Below are 16,368 nucleotides of genomic sequence, written 5' to 3' on the forward strand. Positions count from 1 at the left end.
TATCATATCATCTTCATTCGACATTTGTCAACAAAAAGTTTTTTTGATGTTTCATACAAACGATGTCGTGTTGACGACTTGAATATCATATTACTTGACTTGATGTTTCATCAACAAGCAACTTTTACATAGTAACTCAGTTTTAGATTCAAGTCAATATTTATTTTTCAATAGTGTTTAACGCAAAATGTCGTCTCCGCTATTGGATATTTATATTACCACCCTATTCTTTCAAAGTCAATGGTTTCGAATTAAAAATATTTAACAAATTTTCCTTTCGCAAATTTCAGATTAAGAAAAAAAGCCGTGAAGTTCCTCCACGACTTGATTTCTATCTATATTATTTATTAGAAGTTTTTCTCTAACAAGTAGGAGAAATCTGTATCATCAATCTTCTCTACAAGTAAGACACCATCACCTAGAGGTAAGACAGAGGTTTTTAAGTTTGGATGACCCACCACTTCCTCTAAAAGTAGATTTAATTTTTTATGGATTTTACGAACACGTTTTGGAATGGTGTCCAATCCATTAAAGACTGTACCACCTTGGAAGATATCGTCAATCATCAAGATGCCACCAACTTCTAGTCGGTCCATGATTAATGGGAAGAAGTCAAAGTATTTTGCTTTCGCTGAATCTAATAAGGCAAAGTCATATTTAGTTTCTAGAGTTGGCAATACATCTTTGGCGTCACCTTCGTGGATAGTTACTTGGTGTGTTACACCTAATTTTTTAAAGTTGACTTTAGCAGCAGCAATCATTTTGTCATAACGATCGATGGTATCTAAGGATCTTTCAGGATGGTCATAAACCATTAACGATCCAGAGAATCCGATGGCCATACCGATTTCTAGAATTTTCCTTGGTTGTTTAACACTTAATAGAAAATCTAAGAAAACTGCTGTTTCATGAGGGATTACTGGTACGCGGTTTTCATGGGCGTAATCTTCTAATTCTTTTAGTGGTGCTGGAAAGTCGTTTTGTCCAGTACGCATGAAGTTTAATACGCCTGATTCTACTACTGGGCGGTCCATCATTTCATTTTGCACTACTTTTTCTTTCGTTTCATTTATTTGATTTGCTTGATTTACTTCAGTCATATTTACTCCTTTAGTTGAAAAAAGTCCGGAAAGATTCCGAACTTTTTAATGCTATTTATTTTCTTCTACTTCTTCTTCAGCTAATTCATCGATATCCAATTTCTTAACTTGGATACCTCGGATACGTCCATTTTCAACTGCCGTGGTCATTAGCTTATAATTTTCAATTCGGATCACTTCTTCTGCTCGGTCTTCAGGGAAGTAACCTAGAATTTCAATCATGTAACCTGCAATGGTATCTGACTCATCGGATTCTACGTTTGTTTTGAATAAGTGGTTAAACTTATCGATTGGCATGATTCCATTAATAATGTAAGTAGTGTCATTGATACGTTTGTAAAGATGTGAAATTTCATCATACTCATCTTCAATGTCCCCGACGATTTCTTCGATTAAGTCTTCTAGGGTAACCAAACCAACTACACCATTATATTCATCTTTGAGGATGGCTAGATGTTGATGGTTTTTCTTAAAGTCTAATAGTAAATCATCAATAAAGCTTGTTTCCGGTGCAAAGAAAGCTGGTTTAACAACGTTAGTGATTTCGATATTTTCAAAACCTACTTTACGCGCTTCACGTAAAATATCTTTTGTATGGATAATTCCAACAATGTCATCTTTATCATCTTTATAGACTGGCACACGAGAATATTGGGAGCTTAAGATTTCATTTACGATTTCTTGGTTGTCATCTTCAATATCTACCATAAAGGTATCAGTACGAGGAGTCATTACCTCTCTAGCCAATTTAGTATCCAAAGATAATACACCTTGCATCATTTGGAACTCATCACTATCAATTACACCTTCACGACGTGAGGAATTAATAATCCCTTGAATTTCTTCACGAGTAAATTGTTGGCTGTCTTCAGAAAACTCGAGTGGAGTTATTTTCTTCAATACATTTGTTGATGCTGTTAGCAACCATACGAAAGGTTTGAAGAATGCTTTTAACACCGAAATAATACCAGCTGATTGTCGTGCATACGATTCAGGTACTTGTAAGGCTAGTTGTTTTGGATATAACTCACCTAATACCAATGTGAAGTATGACAAGATTAAGGTTACAGCTGCTGTAGCAATTGTTTCACCTGCTGGAATACCAGATAGATACGGCTCTAAATAAGAAACGAAGGTCGTAGACGCTGCTGCAGATGAGAAGAAACCAGCAAAAGTAATCCCTACTTGAATCGTTGATAAGAAATCATCAGAGTTTTCAAGAAGTTTTATTACTTTTTGAGATTTTATATCTCCTTCTTCTGCCATAGTTTCTAGTTTTGAATGGTTAACAGATACAAAGGCCATTTCAGCTCCTGCTAGGAAGGCATTCACCAATGTTAAAATAATAATTAATAATATCTGTCCCCCTACGTTTGAGGCCCCAGGATCTCCCATAATGTCGAATTCTCTCCTTTATTATATGTATGTACAATAATCTAATTTTAGTATACAACCCCTAGGTTTAAAAGGCAAGATTCAACTTATAAGTATGGCTAAAGATTGCGGACTTCATCCTATTTTCAAGCTTTTTGACTAACAGTTTTGACAAAAAGGAGAAACCCAACAAACTAAAGAAGTTGTATAGAAAACAAATAATCCTCATCTTTACAGATACTAACTCTGTTCAATTAAACCAGGTTGAATTCTTTACCATCGTAAGCTTTAATGTAAGTTTGTAGGTGAGGTACATCAGCTAAAGCGAATGGATGGTTCACTGGTACCTAATTTGTAGGGATTTCGTTTACGCAGAAATGAATATTCGGCGTACTTTTAGATGCTACCCATGCAACATGTTGTACAATACCTGCAACAATTTTCGCAACCTTCTAACCTTACTATAATCTTTAGCATGATTTTGCCATCTTTATGGTATAATTGGGTCGAAAATGAATATAATGAAAGAGCGAGGTCATACATATGAACATCCGGGAACTAAGTATCAAGCGGGAGGACGTTAAATATGTCACCGAGGCTAATACCTTACAAGAAGCCTTAGACATTATGAAAGAATATAATTTCCGGTCCCTGCCGATCTTAAGTCAGTCCGGAACGATGTATCGCGGAAACATTTACCGACAACACATTTACAAGAGACTTTTAAATGGCGAGTCTTTAGATGTATCGGTTACCCATCATTTAAAGAATGCAACGAAATACATCTATACCAATTCAACCCTTTTCCAAACCATTTTTGCCATTCGGGACCTACCTTATATCAGTGTCTTGAACGAAGACCATACTTTCTATGGCATCCTAACTCACCGTGCTTATGAGCGCGGTTTGTTCAAGGCTTGGTCTTTGGATGAGGACGGTTTTGTCTTAACGATTCAAGCAAACCAAGAAGACCAAGGTGCTTTAGCAGTCATTTCCCGTATTATCGGTCGCTTTGCTTCTATCAAGACGGTGGTTACGACTGTTGATCCGAAAACTGACTTATCAAATATCATCATTTCATTAAAAGGTGACTGTTCACATCAGTCGCTTGAGAAAATTATCTCAAGGATTGAACGGAAGAATTATAAGATTCTTTCTGTTGGTAATACTAAATCAATCGCCTTAAGCTAAGGTGTACATTTTGACACAAGAAAACCTAGCCCTTTGACTACCGTAATGGCGTCAATGGACTAGGTTTTTCTTTGCTTATATAAGGATTGTTTCTATTTTAGAGATTGCCCTGTAAAAATGGATTGGTCGCTTGTTCCTGACCAATTGTAGTAATTTCACCGTGCCCTGGAAGAACTTGCGTTTCATCCGGTAAGGTCAACAAATGTCGCTTGATACCGGTAATTAATACATCTTTGTCACCATGGTCTAAGTCAGTTCGACCAATGGTTCCTTTGAATAGGGTATCGCCAGCAACGACGAAGCCGTCTTCCTCAAAAATATATACAACGGATCCTGGGGAATGCCCTGGTACGTGTGCAGTTTTAAAAGTGAAGCCAGCAATGGATTGTTGCCCCATTTTGTCCCAATAATGGGTACGGGTTTTTGGCATTCTGGTTTGCTTGTCTTCCAACCAGTCGGCTTCGATGATATGTTGCCATACATTAATGTTATACCGCTCGCGAATGTCTTCTACGGCACCGATATGGTCGAAATGGGCGTGGGTCAAGAGAATCGCTACTGGATTTAACTGGTTTTCTGCAATCAGTTCTTCGATTGTTTCTACTTGGTCACCAGGATCAATGACCAGTGTATCCTTGTTGTCTTTGACGATAAAGTAAGGATGTTCTTGGACAGGTCCTACTGTTAATTGATATACTTGCATCCGTTATCCCTCCACCTTTATTAGACGGTCACATAGTGTCTTTCTTTACATATTTTAGCAATCAACCCTCTAAAGGACAAACAATTACCCTTCCATCAATTTTCTGAAGTTTAGGCGTTTGTCTAAGTAGTAGAATAATGGTGCGGTGATCCCCATAATGATGATTTCACTTAAGAACGTAGTAAAGTATGTCAACCAGAATGGAAGTTGGATCACCCAGAATAATTCTAGCGCGATGATGAAGATCATGACTGAGAAGACCAGACTGAGGATGATCATGCGTTGTTTGGTGTCTTTAGCGAATCTGAATAGGTACTCGGCCACTAAGAATGATAGCAAAGTGTGCAGTGTCCCAAATACGATATCGTAAATACCTAGAGATGCCGAGAACATCAGGTTAGCTAGGAATACGCCCAGTACGACGCCCCATTTGTAGTCTTTGTGAAAAACGGCTAAGTGATTCAAGCCCTCTGATACGCGGAATTGAATGGCACCGAATCCTAAAGGTTGGACGAAATACATTAAAACGATGTAAATCGCGGTGATCATAGCTGAGTTCACCAATTTTCTTGTTTTCATAAAAATGCCTCCTAGTTTTTTTCTGTTGGATGTTTGCGAACAACAGTTATAAAAATACAGTAACATTGGGCATAATACAAGATAGAAATAGCGCTATTTTGCCTATAAAAAAGCAGTGACGGACTTTGTTGTCAATCACTGCTTTTTTTGCTACTTATTTTTCATTTGCTTTCTGATCAGATTTTCCATCTAAATCTTGTTCAAATGAAGGATCTTTTGTTTCTTGGTTGACCTCTTCATCGAATAAGTAACCTGTTTCCTCTACATATTCTTCTCTTGATTCTACTTCCTCAACCACGATATTGTCGTTTTGTTGATCTTTGACTTTTGATCGTTTGATCAAACGCGGGTTTACCCGTTTAGACCAGAAACCGCCATGGATATATTTGGCATCATAAGATAGGTAGAATGCTTTGGGATCAATTTCATCAATAGTCCGGTGCAAATAGACTTCATTTGACCGCGGTGTCAGGATCGTTAGGATCAGCCGATCACCGTCACGGCCGTAACCTACTTGAATGGTTACCCCGTAGCCACGTTCACGTAAGGCGTTAGCTAGGGTATGGTCGTCATTTTGCACGTAAACTTCGACAACTGAGTAGCCCAGTGCGAGTTTGGTTTCAATCATCATTCCGCAATAAATTCCTACACCGAATCCTAATGCGTAGACGATCAGGTAAATCGGATTTGATAGGTATTGCATTACCATGGATAGCCCTAATGTATAAACCGTTACCTCTACAACGGCTATGATTGGCGCGATTTTTTGATAACCGCGCATGGTCAATAGGGTCCGAATGGTATTCAACATGATGTATACCAAGTTGATGAGAAAGATTTGCAGTAGTAAGCTCCAATCCATAGACTCATCCTTTCATTTATTGCTAGATTATTTGGTTGATGACGGGTCCAATCGTTTCTCAATTAGTCCTAACAACCAGTCAGCTAGGATTGACATAAGTGAGATTGGAATCACTGCTGCGATGATGATAGATGTACCCTCTGACGCATTTACACCACGTTGCAACACGTCACCAAGTCCACCGGCACCAACGAATGTACCGATTGTAGAAATCCCGATACCTGTAATAAAGGCATTACGGATACCACCCATGATAACTGACAGTGCTAGTGGCAGTTCAACTTTATAAATCACTTGCCAAGGGGTCATCCCCATCCCTTTACCAACATCTACCATTGTATCATCTACACTGATCACACCAGTATAAGTATTTCGTAGAATTGGTAAGATTGAGTATAAGAAAATGGTAAACACAACCAAGTTAGGTCCTAGACCCATCACTAACATGACTACTGAAAGCAAAGCTAAGTTCGGCACAGTTTGAATAATGTTGGCTAAACCTAAGATAAAGCCAGACGTTTTACGTTTGTGGGCAATAAAGAAACCTAATGGTACGGCCACCATGATCGCGAAGACTACCCCGTAAGAAGTCATCAATAGTTGGCGGAAGAATTGTGATAATAGATACATCCCATTTTGTTGGAAGTAATACACGATTTGCTCAGATAAGTTTAATTGTGTAACGTCTACCATTACTCTTCACCTCCTAAATTATCTTGCGACACTGGTTCAATATAAGGTTCTGCATCTTCAAAATAGTTGTTCTCTTCTAAAAAGCGTTCTGCAACAGTCTGTGGTTCTAATAAATACTGGTCACTTTGGAAGTTTAACTCTTGCATTGTTTCATCCGATATTTTATTAGCTAATTTTTGGAAAATATCATCCAATTCAGGGAACTCTTCGCGCACTTCATTAGTTGCAACTGGTGCCCCATCATATGGTGGGAAAAGACGTTTGTCATCCTCAAGTACAACTAAGTCTTCGGAAATAATGCGACCATCAGTAGAGTAACCTAATACAACGTCTACTTCACCAGAAGAGACTGCTGAGTAAACTAACCCGATTGTCATTGGGTATAACTCTGAGAAATCAAAATCATAGACTTCTTTAAAGGCTTCATATCCATCACCTTCACGATTTAACCAGGTATTATCTACCCCAACTGAAAACTCATCCGCATATTCTTCCAAGTCAGATACAGTTTCTAAGCCGTACTCTTCTGCATCTTCACGGCGAACCATGAAGGCATATGTGTTAGCAAAACCATAACCTGGTGTATACCAATGCATATCATATTGCGACTCGAATTCTGAAATAACTGTTTCTAAGGCCAAATCTGGATCCGTTTCAGCTTCCATACCCAACTCACCTGTTAGTGATGTCCCGGTATAGTTTACCGCTGATACGTTGGCATCACCTGTTTCAAGCGCTTGATGGTTCATCGTTGATGACCCTAAGTTGGGAATAATATTTGTTGGTGCATCCGTATAATGGTTAACCATACCTTCAACGATATGCCCTAAGATTAGACGTTCTGTTGTTGACCCAGAAACAATGGAAATCCCGTTTTCAGATGACCCACCTAATCCAGGTAATGAACAAGCTGTTAAAATAATTGTCGATAAGACAGCAACAATGGATGTCTTAAGATATTTCATTTTACGCAAGTGATTCATCTCCTTTCTTAGAAGAGGTTGTTGGTGTAACCCATTCCTCTATACGTGCCATCACTAAGTCAACAATGACCGCAAGGATGGTTACAGGAATCGTACCACCTAAAATTAAGTCTGGTCTAAATAGATTCAATCCGTTAAAGATCATGTCCCCTAGACCACCACCACCGATATAAGAAGCTAGTGTTGTCCAGGCGATAACGTAAACAGTTGATAGACGGATACCGGCCATAATAACTGGTACCGCAAGTGGTAGTTGTACTTGGCGAATAATTTGCATTCGTTTCAACCCCATCCCTTTAGCGGCATCTAATAAGTCTGGGTTTACGTTTGACATCCCTAAGTAAGTATTACGGAGAATTGGTAATAGCGAGTAGATAAATAAGGCGACAATTGCCGGCACCTTACCAACACCTAGGAAAGGAATCATTAAAGCTAAAAGCGCTAGCGTTGGAATTGTTTGCATAACTGACACAATAGCAATCACTACATTAGCTACTTTTGGTACTTGTGAAAGGAAGATACCTAAAGGTACAGCCACAATCACACCTAAACCTAAGGAAATCAGTGACATGTAAATATGCTCCCAAAGTAGGCGAATGACTTCACTACCTTGGCTGGCAATAAACTCTTGCATTATTTATCAGCTCCTTCAGTAGGCGCATCAATTGGGTGAACTGCTGTTGTTTCTGCATTTTCAAATACGGGTTCATCCGTTAACTTGTCAATTTCTTCCTCATCACCCCAAATTGAGTTGTAAACAAGGTTTACTAATGCTGAACGGGTAACCAGACCAGTTAAACGGCCTTCCCGGTCAACCACTGGCATGTTAGGAATACGCCCTTTTAGGATTTGTGTAGTTGTATCTTGTACTAAAGCATCCTCAGACACTGGGCGAATGTTAGTATGCATAACGTCAGCTACAGATAAGCTGGTGTTGGCACCACTTGAAGCCACGTCATTTAAGGTTAATAGCCCTTTTAGATGGTGTTCATCATCGATTACAAATAATGAATCGACATGATTGTCGCGCATGATGGTAATGGCTTTACCTAAAGACATCCCTAAAGTAGCTGTTAACGGTGTAGTAATCATGATTTCTTTTACCGTAATGAAATCAGTTTGTGCTTGCATTAAGCGGTCTTCACCTAAGAAACCACGTACATGTTCATTAGCTGGATTACGTAAGATTTCATCTGGTGTATCGTATTGAATCAAGTCACCTTCATGCCATACCGCAATACGGTCAGCTAAGTTTAGGGCTTCATCCATATCATGGGTTACGAACACGAAAGTTGAACCAAATTCCACTTGTAGCTCTTTTACCAGTTCTTGTAATGCATCACGGGTAATTGGGTCCAAGGCACCAAATGGTTCATCCATTAAAACGATTTTTGGATTGGCTGCTAAGGCACGGATAACCCCAATACGTTGTTGTTGTCCACCTGATAACTCGCTTGGGTAGCGGTCTAAGTATTCTACAGGCAACTCAACTCGGTTCATTAAACGTTCTGCAATATCTCTGTTTTTCTTCTCATCCCATTTAAGTAAACGAGGCACTGTTACGATGTTGTCGTATACAGTCATATGTGGCATCAATCCTGTTTGTTGGATTACATAGCCAATTCCGCGGCGTAATTCTACTGGATCTTTTGAAGTTGTTGCTTCGCCGTCAATCAGAATTTCCCCGCCTGATGGATCGTGCATACGGTTAATCATCCGTAGCGCTGTTGTCTTACCGGAACCTGAAGTCCCAATGAAACATACAAACTCACCATCATCAATTGTCAAAGAGGCATCTTTTACAGCGGTTGTGCCCCCTGGATATACCTTTTCGACATTCTTGAATTCTATCATCACTTAATCCTCCTAATTTTTGCCTTTTTATAGAAAAAGTCTCTTTTAACTCTATCAAAATTTGAAAAGATGACCAAATATATATCGATTTATTGGACAAAAAGGCGACAAATCCACTTTTATAAGAAGTTAACTTTGCAATAACATTGTATAAGTTATAAGGAATTGTTCACCTTTTTAATGACTAAAAATTGAATTTTTAAATATACAATTTTTGTATACTTGAAATGTAAAAATAGTGAAAACTGTTCTATCTAGTATTTATTATGCGAAAAGATGGTTGAGTTTCATCTTTTACTAGTTACGCTTCAATGATGACAGTTGCGGTCGCATAGTGGTCGGTATGGCTGATGGTGATATGAATCGGACTTGTGACCTTATTGCAAATAATGAGGGGTTTACGTTGGTCATCGTTAGAGACTTCAATATCGTGAAAATGCAGCTGACTTGAAATACCTGTTCCGTATGCTTTAGCGAAAGCTTCTTTGGCGGCCCAACGGCCAGCAATAAACTCTATCTGCCGTTTTTCATTATGAATCTCTTGATAAGTGCTCAGTTCTTGATCTGTGAGTAATTTACCGACAAAACGTGCGTTGTTGGCAATCGCCTCCTTAATCCGTGCAGTTTCAACTAAATCTGTTCCTAAACCAATAATCATGGGACCTCTTCCTATCATCTATTAAATAACTATTTACTTATATTTTAGTCTATTTATTGCAAAACTGCACCTTTATGGTAAGCAAAAAAACAGGCAAATGAAGTTATTTAACCTCATTTACCTGTTTGATTGGGTCGAAAGTCTTTAAGGGATTGAATGCTAGTCTTTTAAACTTTGCACTATCATCGGGCGCCAAACATCAGACTCAGTCGACGCTTCACAAAATACGCTAAACACTTACAGTGCTTATTCGGCTTTTGCTCCAGCACGTTACAAGTCTAAACGACTTTTGTCACAGCTTACTAACGAATTTTAAATTCTGCTGATTTGCCTTTTGATTGTTTGTTACCACCGTTTGATTTTTTACGGTCATAGTTGTTACGGTTCTTGTCCTTAGCGTTACCTTTGTAGCCACCTTTTCGGTCACCTTTGTAGCCACCTTTACCGTTACGGTCACGGTTTCCGCCACCATTATTTTTGCGGTTTGACGCATTACGGTGGAAGTTACGTTTGTTACGGTTTGGTAATGGACGTTCTGGTGTGATTTCTACTTTTACAGAAGAAGGATCTTTCACTAATGAACGAACTAATGCTAAGGCAATTTCGTCTTCAGTATAGTTTTCTGATAAGTAAGTAATCGCATCTTGGTACATGTCTGTATCGTCAACTTCAGTTAACTCTTTAACGATTTCAACTACATTTGCTAATTGGCCACGGAAGGCTTCTTGTGTCGTAGGTGGACGTAGGGCAGACATTTGTTTCTTGGTTAGGTCTTCAATTGTACGTAAGTAAGACATTTCGTTACCTGTAACGAATGTTACTGACATACCTTCTTTACCAGCACGACCTGTACGACCAATACGGTGAACATATGATTCAGGGTCTTGTGGAATATCGAAGTTGTAAACATGTGTTACGCCTGAAATATCTAAACCACGTGCAGCAACGTCTGTCGCTACTAAGATATCTAATTTACCATTTTTGAAGTTACGTAAAACCCCTAAACGTTTATCTTGGCTTAAGTCACCGTGGATACCTTCAGCTGAGTAACCACGTTCAATTAATCCACGTGCCACTTCGTCAACGCGACGTTTTGTACGGGCGAAAACGATTGACAATTCAGGATTATGCACATCGATAAAACGTGTTAACAAGTCGAATTTTTCGTAGTCTTTGCAACGTGTGTAATATTGATCAATTAAGTCCGCAGTCATTTGTTTTGTTTTGATATGAACAGTTGCTGGGTCCTTCATGAAGTTATCCGCAATACGTTTGATTTCTTGCGGTACTGTTGCAGAGAAAAGTAGTGTTTGGCGTTCTGTTGGTAATTCACGAATAATTGATTCGATATCTTCAACAAAGCCCATTTTCAACATTTCGTCTGCTTCATCTAATACCAAAGTTTCCACATTGTTTAATTTCAATACACCACGTTTGATAAGGTCTAAGATACGACCTGGTGTACCAATTACAACTGGTGGGTTTTTCTTCAATAATTTGATTTGGTGTCCGATTGACGCACCACCGTATACAGTTGTTGTGTGGATACCTTTAAATTTACCAAGGCGGTATAATTCTTCACCTGTTTGCACAGCTAATTCACGAGTTGGTTCAATAATTAGGGCTTGTACGCCACCATTTTCATGAACTTTTTCTAGTAATGGCAAACCAAAAGCAGCTGTTTTACCAGTACCTGTTTGGGCCTGTCCAAAGACATCTTTCCCCTCAAGTGCCATCGGAATCGTTTGTGCTTGGATGGGTGTTGCTTCCTCAAAACCCATCTCTTCGATCGCGCGAAGCAGTGGCTTTGATAGATTCATTTCATTAAATTTCATCTAGTCTCTCCTTTTTCTACTTGAGTGAACTATTTATCTCTGTGAAAAAGCTTTCCACATAACAAAAATAGCCGAGTATGCCAAATGCATCAGGCTCGACTATTTCCAACTGATATTGATTACTTTAGTAGCAGAATCTCCGCTACTCCTCTAAACATACTCAAGCTAGGATACTATAGCACATCTAAAGGCGAGGTACAAACGAAAAGCACAAATCTCACTAGAGTTTAATATTAGTGGTGAAGGGGCTTAAGGTTTATTATTCTTCAGGTGAAGCGATTCTTAACGCTTCCACCACCTCAATTAAGCCCATCCCATTACTTGCCTTCACTAAGACCTTGTCCTCTGCTTGCAAAATGGCTTTAACTTGTTCAATCAAGGCTTCCTTGTCTGACTCAATATAGGTAATTAAATCTGGATGCATTCCCTTTTCGAGCAAAGCATCCACTAGGGGTTTGATGCGCGGTCCATATAAAAAGACATGCTTGAAGGTATTCAAACCAATCACAGTAGCAATCTCTCTGTGCAATTCATCAGAGAAAGCACCCAGTTCTAACATGTCTCCTAAGACTAAAATCTTTTGAGACATACCTTTTGAAGCAATGGCTGAGAAGTTTCGGATGACAGCTTTCATGGCTGAAGGGCTGGCATTGTACGTATCATTCAAGATTTGCGTATCTAAAATTCCACGTTCCCATGAACCACGATCAGCCGTAATTGAAAATTCAGCTAAATTAGGACGGACTTGCTCCATTGATAAACCAAATGAGTAGGCAACCCCTAAGGCATATAAGGCGTTCTGTACGTTATAGCCACCTGATAAAGGAATTTCCATTTTTAATTCAGGTGACAAATTGGTATAGAAGGTCGATTGGAATTGGTCCATCATCACGTCAAAGGCGAAGATATCTTGATCATCATTTAAGCCAATTGTTAAAGTCGATTGCGGTAAATCGGTTGGCATTTGGTCGACAATTAAAGGCTCATCCCCCGGGTAAATAAAGGTCCCTTCTTCTTTCAAGCCATCTAAAATTTCCAACTTAGCCTTGGCAATATTTTCCCGTGACCCTAGGAATTCGATGTGGTTTTCCCCAATCATGGTAATGACCACAACATCCGGCTCCGCCAATTTACTCAAGAAGGAAATCTCACCAGCACCTGACATTCCCATTTCTAGGACAATGACGTCTGTATCTTCTGGCATATCTAGGATGGTTTTAGGTAAACCAATATCATTGTTGTAGTTACCGTTTGTCTTGTGGACTTTTAGGGCCGTCGATAGGGCTGCTGCTGTCATATCTTTGGTGGTTGTTTTCCCAGAAGAACCGGTAATGCCAACCACTTTCGGCTTGATCCATCCTAGGTAAGCCTTGGCAAGCGCCTGCATGGCAACCAGGGTATCTTCTACTTGAATAATTGGAAAACCAACAGGCGCTTCATTGGGGTCGTTGGACCATAGGGCCGCAACGGCCCCGTTTTCAATGGCTTTATCAATATAAGAATGGCCATCTGTCGCACCTTTCAAGGGTACAAACAAAGCACCTGGGGTAATTAATCGTGAATCGAATTCGACTGAATCAATTTCTGTAAACCGAGCTGTTGATGTGAAATCAATTGCCTCAACAGCTTTTACGATATCTTTAATTTGTGTGGGTTTCATACTTGCCTCTCTAACTACTAAAGGTCGCTCATTCTTGCATCCAGCGCCTTAGCTGTAATCGCTTCTGTGATTTAGTGACTATTTAGACTACTTATTTAAGGTATCCTATCAGACTTGCTACAGTGACTAGAGTGACTGCTGAATACTTTGCTTCTTATTATAGCGACTTAACCCTAATTGAATCAATTCTTCTAATAAATCAGCATATGACTTGCCGCTCGCTTCCCATAAAGCTGGGTACATAGAAAATTGGGTGAATCCTGGCAAAGTATTGACCTCGTTAATATAAATTTCCCCAGATTCAGTTAGGAAAAAGTCCGTTCGTGATAAACCCGAACCGTCTAGGGCTAAGTAAGCCTTACGTGCATAGTCTTGCAATTTCGCCACCGTTGGCTCGTCAATCGCTGCAGGAATGATCATCTCAGTGGTATTGTTCAAGTATTTCTCTTCATAGTTGTAGAAACCTTGCCCTTTTGCCAATTCACCAGGTAATGAAACGAAAACTTCGTCGTTCCCCAAGACTGCTAGTTCCACTTCACGCGGATTTTGCACGCTGGTTTCAACTAAGACACGGCGGTCATAACGGAAGGCTAAGGTTAAGGCTGCTAATAATGAAGCATCATCAATCGCTTCAGATACCCCAACACTTGACCCCATATTGGCTGGTTTCACAAATACTGGGTAGGCCAGTTCATTGGTTACTTTTTCAATGGCCACTTCCTGGTTTTTCTCCCATTCGTATGAAGTTAGGTCCACAAATGGCACTTGCGGTAAGCCCGCTTGGTTGAACAAGTGTTTTGAGACAATCTTATCCATACCAGCCGCCGACGCTAAGACGCCTGCACCAACGTAAGCCACGTTTAAACTTTCGAATAAACCTTGAATGGTCCCGTCTTCCCCGTTTGGTCCGTGTAGTGCTGGGAAAACGATTTGGTCAGTCCCTTCTAGCAAAACGTCAGTAGGCACAATCGCTTGGCCCACTTGGTCTAGCCGGAAGTTTGCTTGCGCATCTGGTTTTTCGGTCATGTTCTCACCTTTAAACCAGTGGCCTTGGCGGTCAATATATACCGGTGTTACGCTATGGCGATCGTATTGAATTTTTTGCATGATGGCTGTTGCGGTTAAGATAGAAATATCATGCTCCGCACTTTTTCCACCGAATAAAACGATAATTTCCATGAAAATTCCTCCGTCGATTGTCTGTCGTATTAAAATCTATCAGTTTTTAAGCTTGGAAGTCCCAAGTTTCGCTTGTTAAATCATAGGTGAGTCGGCCGAATAATAAATGCGAAGCCTTGTCTGTTTCAACAAAACGCGGGTTATCTTCAGCGAGGTATACGCGAAATTCCCGTTTGTTGGTGCCAACATGATCAGCACCTTCAAAGGTAATGAGGATACCGTCGTGACTTAACCGTGCCAGATGACCCAAAATTGGCTTGGCCGGTATGGGGACTGACTTGACTGTTTTCACTACCGGCTTCTTGCGGAATAAAAACATGGGCTTTTGCTCCTGTAAGTCTTCAGTCACCTTGGCCGCTAGGACGTGGCCTAGTTGCTTGAAGAAGTCGTGAATGTCTCGGTAGTACATTTTAGTTGTTGGGTATGAATTGGGATAGGTTGAACCAAAAAAGGTAAATCGGTTGCCCAATTTATAGAAAGTCGGCTGGTTCAACGGTGCATCCGTATGGCCTAAAAATAAAAGCTCCGCAATTTCCTGGTCAGATAGCTGTTGGAATAGGGATTCATATTTAAAATCAATCCATTTGGTTTGGGATTGGACTTCGTTAGCTTGGCCATCAATAAATTCTCTCACAGCCTCGTGTCCGCTCACTATATGGAAACGGGTAAATTCATCAAAACGGCCTAAATGGTTTGGGTTCTTGATGAGTAACAAGTTATTTGGTACTTTATTTACCGCACTTGTAAAATATTTCAAACCCACTCCTAATGATTGTACCTGATTCGAGATAGGGTTTGTAAAAATGTATATATAGTCATTTGTCACAGCTGTGCACCTCTTATTCCAGTATATATTTTATCAAATTACGTTTCAAAACACTATCTTTCGTCAGATAAAAGCTTTAAAATACCAATGATTGATAGTCAAATCTTTAAGGAGGCTTTTCAACATGCACTTGATTGCATCTCCATTGCAAAAACAATTTTACACTTATTTACCTAAATCACCAATATATAAACGGTATTCTGTCGCAGATTTACCAATTTCTTATCATAATCTAGTCAACCAACAAAATGGTGGTTATACCTCACACAGTTACGTGGCAAGCAAACGCCCAAGTCGAGACGCTCTTACCGCCGTCTACATCCCTTATATCGCCGGCATGTACGAACAAAAACCAGGCGCCGATTACCACATCCCGTCCATCACTAGGCAAAAGGACTTCGTCCACCGACCTAACATTCCAGATACAGGGATTATCTTTTACGAAGACCACGACCGCGTCGCCTATTTCGACTTTAGTCAAGTAAGCGATAAAGGCGAACCAGCCGTAGCCTATATGGATGTTGGCTTAGGCCAAGTCAGCATTTTAGCGCCCGACTTTGCTAGCTTTTTAGACCTATTCGAACACCGCTTTTTAGGACTACCAGCACCAACATTAGTCTCCTATCACCGGGTGAATGTGGCCATCTTACAAGCCAATTCTTTCCAAGAAATCGCTGACCTACTTGCGGACTACGGCCCACTTTTAGGGCAAGGATGGCAAAATGACTGGCAAGACTTGCTGGCTCATTTCGATACAAAACCCTTCGACCAATTCCAAGCAGCCTTGAACACTTACAGCCAAGGCCACAAATCAATTTTATCCTTATAGGATGTTATTCAAAAACGGCTAACCCTTTCAAATGGGCTAGCC

The 16,368-nt window shown here is 39.9% G+C and carries 15 protein-coding genes and 1 pseudogene; 2 read left to right on the forward strand and 14 right to left on the reverse strand.

Annotated features, from left to right (window positions below):
• Nucleotides 1-347: 347 nt before the first annotated feature.
• Both B2V22_RS03740 and B2V22_RS03745 read right to left on the reverse strand, forming a co-directional pair.
• Complete coding sequence (locus B2V22_RS03740; protein WP_290490645.1) at nucleotides 348-1,100, reverse strand: O-methyltransferase; 753 nt, start codon at nucleotides 1,098-1,100, stop codon at nucleotides 348-350.
• Nucleotides 1,101-1,151: 51 nt separating this feature from the next.
• Nucleotides 1,152-2,495, reverse strand: a complete 1,344-nt coding sequence (locus B2V22_RS03745) for a hemolysin family protein (protein ID WP_290490646.1) — start codon at nucleotides 2,493-2,495, stop codon at nucleotides 1,152-1,154.
• Nucleotides 2,496-3,017: 522 nt separating this feature from the next.
• Here B2V22_RS03745 and cbpA point away from each other — a divergent pair.
• Nucleotides 3,018-3,665: a cyclic di-AMP binding protein CbpA gene (gene cbpA / locus B2V22_RS03750; RefSeq protein ID WP_290490647.1), complete on the forward strand. Its 648-nt coding sequence runs from the start codon at nucleotides 3,018-3,020 to the stop codon at nucleotides 3,663-3,665.
• A gap of 97 nt (nucleotides 3,666-3,762) precedes the next feature.
• Here cbpA and B2V22_RS03755 read toward each other — a convergent pair whose 3' ends face one another.
• The 12 genes and pseudogenes from B2V22_RS03755 to B2V22_RS03810 form a co-directional block, all read right to left on the reverse strand.
• Nucleotides 3,763-4,368: an MBL fold metallo-hydrolase gene (locus B2V22_RS03755; RefSeq protein WP_290490648.1), complete on the reverse strand. Its 606-nt coding sequence runs from the start codon at nucleotides 4,366-4,368 to the stop codon at nucleotides 3,763-3,765.
• An 84-nt stretch (nucleotides 4,369-4,452) separates the two neighbouring features.
• Nucleotides 4,453-4,947: a QueT transporter family protein gene (locus B2V22_RS03760; RefSeq protein WP_290490649.1), complete on the reverse strand. Its 495-nt coding sequence runs from the start codon at nucleotides 4,945-4,947 to the stop codon at nucleotides 4,453-4,455.
• A 343-nt stretch (nucleotides 4,948-5,290) separates the two neighbouring features.
• A pseudogene (locus tag B2V22_RS03765) lies at nucleotides 5,291-5,809 on the reverse strand (DUF2179 domain-containing protein); the annotation flags it as partial.
• A gap of 27 nt (nucleotides 5,810-5,836) precedes the next feature.
• Complete coding sequence (locus B2V22_RS03770; RefSeq protein WP_290490651.1) at nucleotides 5,837-6,502, reverse strand: ABC transporter permease; 666 nt, start codon at nucleotides 6,500-6,502, stop codon at nucleotides 5,837-5,839.
• Complete coding sequence (locus B2V22_RS03775) at nucleotides 6,502-7,485, reverse strand: osmoprotectant ABC transporter substrate-binding protein (protein ID WP_290490652.1); 984 nt, start codon at nucleotides 7,483-7,485, stop codon at nucleotides 6,502-6,504. Before B2V22_RS03775 ends, B2V22_RS03770 begins: the two co-directional genes overlap by 1 nt.
• Complete coding sequence (locus tag B2V22_RS03780; RefSeq protein ID WP_290490653.1) at nucleotides 7,469-8,119, reverse strand: ABC transporter permease; 651 nt, start codon at nucleotides 8,117-8,119, stop codon at nucleotides 7,469-7,471. Before B2V22_RS03780 ends, B2V22_RS03775 begins: the two co-directional genes overlap by 17 nt.
• Nucleotides 8,119-9,339, reverse strand: coding sequence for an ABC transporter ATP-binding protein (locus tag B2V22_RS03785; RefSeq protein ID WP_290490654.1), 1,221 nt, complete (start codon nucleotides 9,337-9,339; stop codon nucleotides 8,119-8,121). The genes B2V22_RS03780 and B2V22_RS03785 overlap by 1 nt, the downstream gene beginning before the upstream one ends.
• A gap of 301 nt (nucleotides 9,340-9,640) precedes the next feature.
• Complete coding sequence (acpS, locus tag B2V22_RS03790) at nucleotides 9,641-10,015, reverse strand: holo-ACP synthase (RefSeq protein WP_290490655.1); 375 nt, start codon at nucleotides 10,013-10,015, stop codon at nucleotides 9,641-9,643.
• Nucleotides 10,016-10,299: 284 nt separating this feature from the next.
• Nucleotides 10,300-11,832, reverse strand: coding sequence for a DEAD/DEAH box helicase (locus B2V22_RS03795; RefSeq protein WP_290490656.1), 1,533 nt, complete (start codon nucleotides 11,830-11,832; stop codon nucleotides 10,300-10,302).
• Nucleotides 11,833-12,091: 259 nt separating this feature from the next.
• Complete coding sequence (locus B2V22_RS03800; protein WP_290490657.1) at nucleotides 12,092-13,492, reverse strand: UDP-N-acetylmuramoyl-tripeptide--D-alanyl-D-alanine ligase; 1,401 nt, start codon at nucleotides 13,490-13,492, stop codon at nucleotides 12,092-12,094.
• Between the two features lie 126 nt (nucleotides 13,493-13,618).
• The gene (locus B2V22_RS03805) at nucleotides 13,619-14,671 is read right to left on the reverse strand and encodes a D-alanine--D-alanine ligase family protein (protein ID WP_290490658.1); all 1,053 of its coding nucleotides are present in this window, start codon (nucleotides 14,669-14,671) and stop codon (nucleotides 13,619-13,621) included.
• A gap of 46 nt (nucleotides 14,672-14,717) precedes the next feature.
• Complete coding sequence (locus B2V22_RS03810; RefSeq protein WP_225968936.1) at nucleotides 14,718-15,434, reverse strand: hypothetical protein; 717 nt, start codon at nucleotides 15,432-15,434, stop codon at nucleotides 14,718-14,720.
• 187 nt (nucleotides 15,435-15,621) lie between these two features.
• On the opposite strand from B2V22_RS03810, the gene B2V22_RS03815 reads away from it, so the two are divergent.
• Entirely contained in the window at nucleotides 15,622-16,326 is a 705-nt protein-coding gene (locus B2V22_RS03815) for an SMI1/KNR4 family protein (RefSeq protein WP_069286488.1), read from the forward strand.
• Nucleotides 16,327-16,368 lie beyond the last annotated feature (42 nt).

It is taken from the genome of Aerococcus sp. UBA6277 (assembly GCF_002440555.1).
Lineage (GTDB): Bacteria > Bacillota > Bacilli > Lactobacillales > Aerococcaceae > Aerococcus.

What these genes read in the sequence shown, in the direction of transcription:
- B2V22_RS03740 (WP_290490645.1), bottom strand. Translation starts at nt 1,100, where the DNA reads ATGACTGAAGTAAATCAAGCAAATCAAATAAATGAAACGAAAGAAAAA.
- B2V22_RS03745 (WP_290490646.1), bottom strand. Translation starts at nt 2,495, where the DNA reads ATGGGAGATCCTGGGGCCTCAAACGTAGGGGGACAGATATTATTAATT.
- cbpA (WP_290490647.1), top strand. Translation starts at nt 3,018, where the DNA reads ATGAACATCCGGGAACTAAGTATCAAGCGGGAGGACGTTAAATATGTC.
- B2V22_RS03755 (WP_290490648.1), bottom strand. Translation starts at nt 4,368, where the DNA reads ATGCAAGTATATCAATTAACAGTAGGACCTGTCCAAGAACATCCTTAC.
- B2V22_RS03760 (WP_290490649.1), bottom strand. Translation starts at nt 4,947, where the DNA reads ATGAAAACAAGAAAATTGGTGAACTCAGCTATGATCACCGCGATTTAC.
- B2V22_RS03770 (WP_290490651.1), bottom strand. Translation starts at nt 6,502, where the DNA reads ATGGTAGACGTTACACAATTAAACTTATCTGAGCAAATCGTGTATTAC.
- B2V22_RS03775 (WP_290490652.1), bottom strand. Translation starts at nt 7,485, where the DNA reads ATGAATCACTTGCGTAAAATGAAATATCTTAAGACATCCATTGTTGCT.
- B2V22_RS03780 (WP_290490653.1), bottom strand. Translation starts at nt 8,119, where the DNA reads ATGCAAGAGTTTATTGCCAGCCAAGGTAGTGAAGTCATTCGCCTACTT.
- B2V22_RS03785 (WP_290490654.1), bottom strand. Translation starts at nt 9,339, where the DNA reads ATGATAGAATTCAAGAATGTCGAAAAGGTATATCCAGGGGGCACAACC.
- acpS (WP_290490655.1), bottom strand. Translation starts at nt 10,015, where the DNA reads ATGATAGGAAGAGGTCCCATGATTATTGGTTTAGGAACAGATTTAGTT.
- B2V22_RS03795 (WP_290490656.1), bottom strand. Translation starts at nt 11,832, where the DNA reads ATGAAATTTAATGAAATGAATCTATCAAAGCCACTGCTTCGCGCGATC.
- B2V22_RS03800 (WP_290490657.1), bottom strand. Translation starts at nt 13,492, where the DNA reads ATGAAACCCACACAAATTAAAGATATCGTAAAAGCTGTTGAGGCAATT.
- B2V22_RS03805 (WP_290490658.1), bottom strand. Translation starts at nt 14,671, where the DNA reads ATGGAAATTATCGTTTTATTCGGTGGAAAAAGTGCGGAGCATGATATT.
- B2V22_RS03815 (WP_069286488.1), top strand. Translation starts at nt 15,622, where the DNA reads ATGCACTTGATTGCATCTCCATTGCAAAAACAATTTTACACTTATTTA.